The following is a 5,795-nucleotide window of genomic DNA, read 5'->3' as shown; positions in this document are numbered from 1 at the left end:
CCACCACCGTCGTTGTTCACCGCCGAACCCCGCACCACCGCATGCACCACATCCCCCGCCGCCACCGCATCCACCAACCGCCGCAACACCACGACACCCACGCCACTGCCGCCGACGATTCCGCTCGCGTTGCGGTCGAAGGCCCGGCAGTGCCCGTCCGGGGACAGCCCGGTGCCCTCGCGGTAGACGTGGCCGACGTTCTCCGGGATCTTCACCCCGACGCCGCCGGCCAACGCCATGTCGCACTCCCCCGCCAGCAGCGACTGGCACGCCTGGTGGATCGCCACCAACCCCGTCGAGCACGCCGTCTGGATCGTCATCGCGGGGCCGTGCAGGTCCAGCTTGTACGCGACCCGGGTGGCCAGGAAGTCGTCGTTGGAGCTGATCATCATGGGCAGGTAGTCGAGGTAGAACGCCTGCGCCAGCGCGGGATTGCGCATCATGTTGTAGAGCGAGTACGTGTTCATGGACTGGCCGGCGTAGACGCCGATGCGGCCCGGGAAACGCGCCGGGTCGTACGCCGCGTCCTCCAACGCCTCCCACGCACACTCCAGGAACAACCGGTGCTGCGGATCCGTCATCTCCGCCTCGTGCGCGTTGAAGCCGAAGAACTCCGCGTCGAACAACTCCACGCCGTCCAACCGCGCCTTCGCCGGCACATAGGACGGATGCGAGTACACCGACTCCGGCACCCCCGCCGCCGCCAACTCCTCCGGCGAGAAGAACGTCACCGACTCCACCCCGGCGCAGAGGTTCCGCCAGAACTCCGCCACGTTCGACGCCCCGGGGAAACGGCCCGCCAGGCCGACCACCGCCAGGGCGTTCTCCAGTTCCTCGGGCAGGTCCGCGGTGGTGGTGCCCGGGTTGGTCTCAGCGGTTCGGGCCGGCGTCATGGGCTTCCCCTCTCGGTGGCTGGTGGATGGCCGGGCCGGTTCGTGGCCGGAGCCGGTGAGCGGACCGCCGTCGGCGGCCGTACTCCGCGTCGATGGCCGGTACAGCACCGGCCGGCGCGGCGGCGGCCGGACCGGCCGCCGCGTCGAGGTACGTGGCCAGCCCGACGATGGTCGGGACCTCGAAGATGGTCAGCAGCGCCACGTCCACGCCGAACCGGTCGGCGAGGGTGCGCTGGAGTTCGACCGCGAGCAGCGAGTGGCCGCCCGCGTCGAAGAAGTTCTCGTGCGGGCCGCAGTCGCGGCCCAGCAGGTCGCGCCACACCTCGGCGACCCGGCGGGCGGTGGCCCCCAGCGGCACGCCCGGCCCGGCGGCGCCGGCGGTCAGGTCCGTGCCGGGCGTCTGCGCCAGGGCCCGCCGGTCCACCTTGCCGTTGCTGTTCAGCGGCAGTGCCGGCAGCGCGACGAACCGGGCGGGGACCATGTACGCGGGCAGCGTGGCCGCGCACCACGACCGCAGTTCCGCGGCGTCCGGGGCGTCGTCTCCCCGACCCACCAGATAGGCCACCAGGTGCCGGCGCACCGGGTCGGCGCCCTCCAGCAGGACCGCCACGTCGGCGACCGACCGGTGCCGGCGCAGCGTCGCCTCGATCTCGCCCAGCTCGATGCGGTAGCCGCGCAGCTTGACCTGGTTGTCGGTGCGGCCGAGGTACTGGACGACGCCGTCGGGGAGCAGCCGCACCACGTCCCCGGTCCGGTACAACCGGGTGCCGGGCGGGCCGAACGGGTCGGGCACGAAGCGGGCGGCGGTGGTGGCCGGCGCGCCGAGGTATCCGTGCGCCACCCCGGCGCCGCCCACGTACAGCTCCCCCGGCACGCCGGGCGGCACCGGCTCGCCGGCGGCATCCAGCACGTACAGCCGGGTGTTCGGGGTGGGGCGGCCGATCGGGACGGGTCGCTCGCCGCGCCGGACGCGGTGGCCGGCGGCCCACACCGTCGTCTCGGTGGGGCCGTACATGTTCCAGACCTCGGGGCACCGGTCGAGCAGTTGCTCGGCGAGTTCCGGGGTGAGGGCCTCCGCGGTGGAGACCGCCAGCCGCAGGTCGCCGCCCGCCCAGCCGGCGCCGACCAGCAGCCGCCAGGTGGAGGGCGTGCCGTCGAGCACGGTCACCCGGTGCTCCCGGACGAGCCGGCGCAGGCTGTCGCCCTGGCGGACGTCGTCCTCGGTGGCGAGGACGACGTGCGCGCCGACGGTGAGGGGGGCGAGCACCTCGTAGAGCGCGATGTCGAAGCAGATGGTGCTGACCGCGAGGACCACGTCGGTCGGCAGCAGGCCCGGGCAGGTCCGGACGCCGACCAGGAAGTCGACGACGGCCCGGTGCGGCACCAGCACGCCCTTCGGCCGCCCGGTCGAGCCGGAGGTGTGCAGCAGGTAGGCCGGCGCGTCGGGGTCGACCCGGGGCAGCGGGGCGGTGGGCGCCGGATCGTCGGCCGGGGCGTACGGCGGGCACGTCCGCCGGCCGGGGAAGCGGTCGGCCCACTCGTCGGCGGTGACCACCAGCTCGGCGGCGGCGTCGTCCAGCAGGTCGGCGTGCCGCCCGGCCGGGTGCGCCGGGTCGAGGGGCAGGTACGCCGCCCCGCAGCGCAGCACCGCCAGCAGGGCCACCACCAGGTCGGCGCCGCGGGGCAGGCAGACCCCGACCAGCCGGCCCGGGCCGGCGCCGGCCGCGCGCAGCCGGTGGGCCAGCCGTTCCGCCCGCTCGTCCAGCTCGCGGTAGCTGTGCGCCCGCCCGCCGCAGGTCAGCGCGACCGCGTCCGGGGTGCGGGCGGCCTGCGCCGTCACGAGATCGTGCACGCAGGCGGTGGGCACCGGCACGGCGGTGTCGTTCCAGGCGACGGTGACCCGGTGGTGCTGCGCGGCGTCCAGCAGCGGCAGCCGGGCCACCGGCCGGTCGGGGTCGGCCACGGCGTGCCGCAGCGCGACGACGAACTGGTCGGCCAGCCCCCGCACCGTGTCGGCGTCGAACAGGTCGGTGGCGTACTCGACGATGCAGAAGACCGCGTCGTCGCCGGTGCGGTGGGCGTAGAACGACAGGTCGAACTGGGAGTTGCCGCTGTGCTGCGGGATCGGCGTGACGACCAGCTCGCCGGTCCGGAACGGCCGCATCGGCTCGTCCTGCCAGCTGAACAGGGTCTGGAAGACGGGGTGCCGGCTGAGGTCACGCACCGGGTGCAGCGCGTCGACCAGCATCTCGAACGGCACGTCCTGGTGGGCGAAGTCGGCCGACAGGTCGCCGCGCACCCGGTCGAGCAACTGCCGGAGGGTCGGCTCCCCGTCGAGCCGCGTACGCAGGGCCAGGGTGTTGGCGAAGAAGCCGAACAGGTGCTCCAGCTCGGGTCGGGTGCGGTTCGCCACCGGCGTGCCGATGACCAGGTCCTGCTGGCCGGACCAGCGGGACAGCACCACCGCGAAGACGGCCAGGCCGAGCATGAACGGGCTGACCTGCTCGGCGCGGCTGAACCGTTGCAGGGCGGCGGCCAGGTCGGCGGGCAGGTCCAGCCGCAGGGTGGCGCCGCGGTGGCTCTGCACGGCGGGCCGGGGCCGGTCGGTGGGCAGGTCCAGCACCAGCGGCGCGCCGGCCAGCCGGTCCCGCCAGTACCCGAGCTGCCGCTCCAGGACCGGCCCGGTCAGGTACGCGCGCTGCCAGGCCGCGAAGTCGGGGTACTGCAACGGCAGGTGGGGCAGCCGCGGCTGCCGGCCCGCCAGCAGGGCCGCGTAGCCCTCCGCCAGTTCCTGCGCCAGCACGCCGCCGGACCAGCCGTCGGCGATGATGTGGTGCATCGTCACCAGCAGCACGTGCTCGTCGGCGGCGAGGCGGACCAGCAGCGTACGGATCAGCGGGCGGCGCAGGTCGAACGGCTCCCGGGCGCGGGCGGCGACGGTCTCGTCGAGTCGCGCCGGACGCCGGTCGTCGGGCACCGCCGTCAGGTCCAGCGTCTCGATCGGGGTGTCGTCGACCGGCTCGACCACCTGGACCGGCTCGTCGCCGTCGTCGTGGATGGTCGTGCGCAGCGCCTCGTGCCGGGTGCGGATCAGGCGCAGCGCGTGGTCCAGCGCCGCGACGTCGAGCGGGCCGGACAGGCGCAGCGTGATCGCCATGTTGTGCACGCCGGCGTCCCGGCCCACCAGCCGGTCCAGGAACCACAGCCGGCGCTGCTGGAACGACAGTGGGGCGGGCCGCCCGGGGGGCCGGAGCGGGATCGAGGTGGCGGTGGTGCCGCGGGTCGCCGTCATCGCCCCGCCTCCGACGGGTCCGCCTCGCTCATCAGCCGTTCGGCGTCGGCGTCGGAGAGCCCTTCGAGCTCGGCGAGGAGCCGGTCCTGGAGCAGGTCGGCCTGCTGGGCGACGGTGCGCCGGGCGAAGGCCTCCGCGACGGTGATCGGGACCTGGAAGGTGTCCTGGAGGCGGGCGACCAGCCGGCCGGTGAGCAGCGAGTCCCCGCCCAGCAGCAGGAAGTCGTCGAAGACGCCGATCTCCCGGTAGCCCAGCAGTTCCCGCCACGCCTGCGCCACGGTCTCCTCGATCTCGGTGCGCGGTGGTTCGTACTCGGTGGGCAGGTCGGGCCGGTCGTGCTTCGGCCCGGCCGTCGCCGGCGCCTCCTGGGCGGCGGGCGTCGACCCGTTGAGCAGGCTGTAGCGGCGACGCTCGAACGGGTAGGTCGGCAGGGGCACCCGGCGCCGCTGCTCGCCGGCGGAGAAGGCGGCCCAGTCGATCGCCGCCCCGGCCAGCCAGAGCCGGGCCAGCGCGCTCAGCAGCGTCTCGTTCTCGTCCTGCTCGCCGGCGGCGGGCAGGGAGGCCACGATGGAGGTGGTGGTCTCGGCGCCGGCCGCCCGGCTCATCGCCAGGGCCATCGTGCCGAGCGCGTGCCCCGGCCCGACCTCCAGGAACGCGGCGTCCGGCAAGGCGGCGGCGGCGCGCAGGTTGTCGCCGAAGCGGACGGTGGCCCGCAGGTGGCGCACCCAGTAGCCGGGGTCGGTGGCCTCGGCGGCGGTGAGCCAGGTGCCGGTGACGTTGGACCCGACCCGCGCCTGCGGGGGACGCAACGTGACCGTGGCCATGTGCGCCGCGAACTCGCCCAGCAGCGGGTCGAGCATCCGGGTGTGCGCCGCCTGGCGTACCCGGACCAGTTTGGCGCGGACCCCGTCGGCGTCCAGCGCCGCCCGGGCCGCCTCGACGGCGGCGGCCGGCCCGGAGAGCACGGTCTGCTCGGGTCCGTTGACGGCCGCGACGTCGAGGTCGTCGCCGGCGTACCGGGCGGCGTCGTGCTCGGGGAGGTTGACGGCGAGCATGGCGCCGTCGGGCAGTCGGTCGATGAGCTGGCCGCGCAGGGCCACGGTGTCGATGGCGTCGGCGAGGTCGAAGACGCCGGCCAGGCAGGCGGCCACGTACTCGCCGCTGCTGTGCCCGAGCATGGCCTCCGGGCGCACGCCCCAGGACTCCCACAGCTTGGCCAGCGCGTACTCGACGGCGAACAGCGCGGTCAGCCGGCCCGCCGTGGTGTCGAGGATCTCCGCCGCGCGGGGGTCGCCGTCGGGGGCGAGCACCGCCTCGCGCAGGTCGTAGCCGAGCCGGGGGACGGCCAGGTCGGCGCAGCGGTCGAGGTGCTCGGCGAAGGCCGGCTCGGTGGCGTGCAACTGGCGGCCCATGCCGACGTACTGGCTGCCGCCGCCGGGGAAGAGGAACACCAGGGCGGGTGGGAGGTCGCCGGCCCGGCCGGTCAGCAGCCGCTCGGGGTCCGCTCCGGTGAGGGCCGCCGCGGCCTGGGTGGCGTCGCGGCAGACCACCGCCCGCCGCCGCTCGAAATGCCGACGACCCACCTGCAACGTGTACGCCACATCAGCCAA

Annotated in this window: 3 protein-coding genes; all 3 read right to left on the bottom strand. The window is 75.0% G+C overall.

What is annotated here, in order from left to right; genetic code table 11:
- Positions 1–893 (bottom strand): polyketide synthase (locus tag ACGF5G_RS35590; RefSeq protein WP_357465146.1); only part of this gene is annotated, 893 nt, incomplete at its 3' end.
- Complete coding sequence (locus tag ACGF5G_RS35585) at positions 871–4,185, bottom strand: amino acid adenylation domain-containing protein (protein WP_393271279.1); 3,315 nt, start codon at positions 4,183–4,185, stop codon at positions 871–873. The genes ACGF5G_RS35585 and ACGF5G_RS35590, both read right to left, overlap by 23 nt.
- The coding region (locus ACGF5G_RS35580; RefSeq protein WP_393271277.1) for an acyltransferase domain-containing protein at positions 4,182–5,795 on the bottom strand (1,614 nt) is incomplete at its 5' end. The genes ACGF5G_RS35580 and ACGF5G_RS35585, both read right to left, overlap by 4 nt.

The organism is Micromonospora sp. NPDC047730 (assembly GCF_043204765.1).
Taxonomy (GTDB): Bacteria; Actinomycetota; Actinomycetes; order Mycobacteriales; family Micromonosporaceae; genus Micromonospora.
The sequence above is the reverse complement of the archived record's forward strand: the minus strand, read 5'-3'. Positions and strand labels throughout refer to the sequence as shown.

What these genes read in the sequence shown, in the direction of transcription:
- ACGF5G_RS35585 (WP_393271279.1), bottom strand. Translation starts at nt 4,185, where the DNA reads ATGACGGCGACCCGCGGCACCACCGCCACCTCGATCCCGCTCCGGCCC.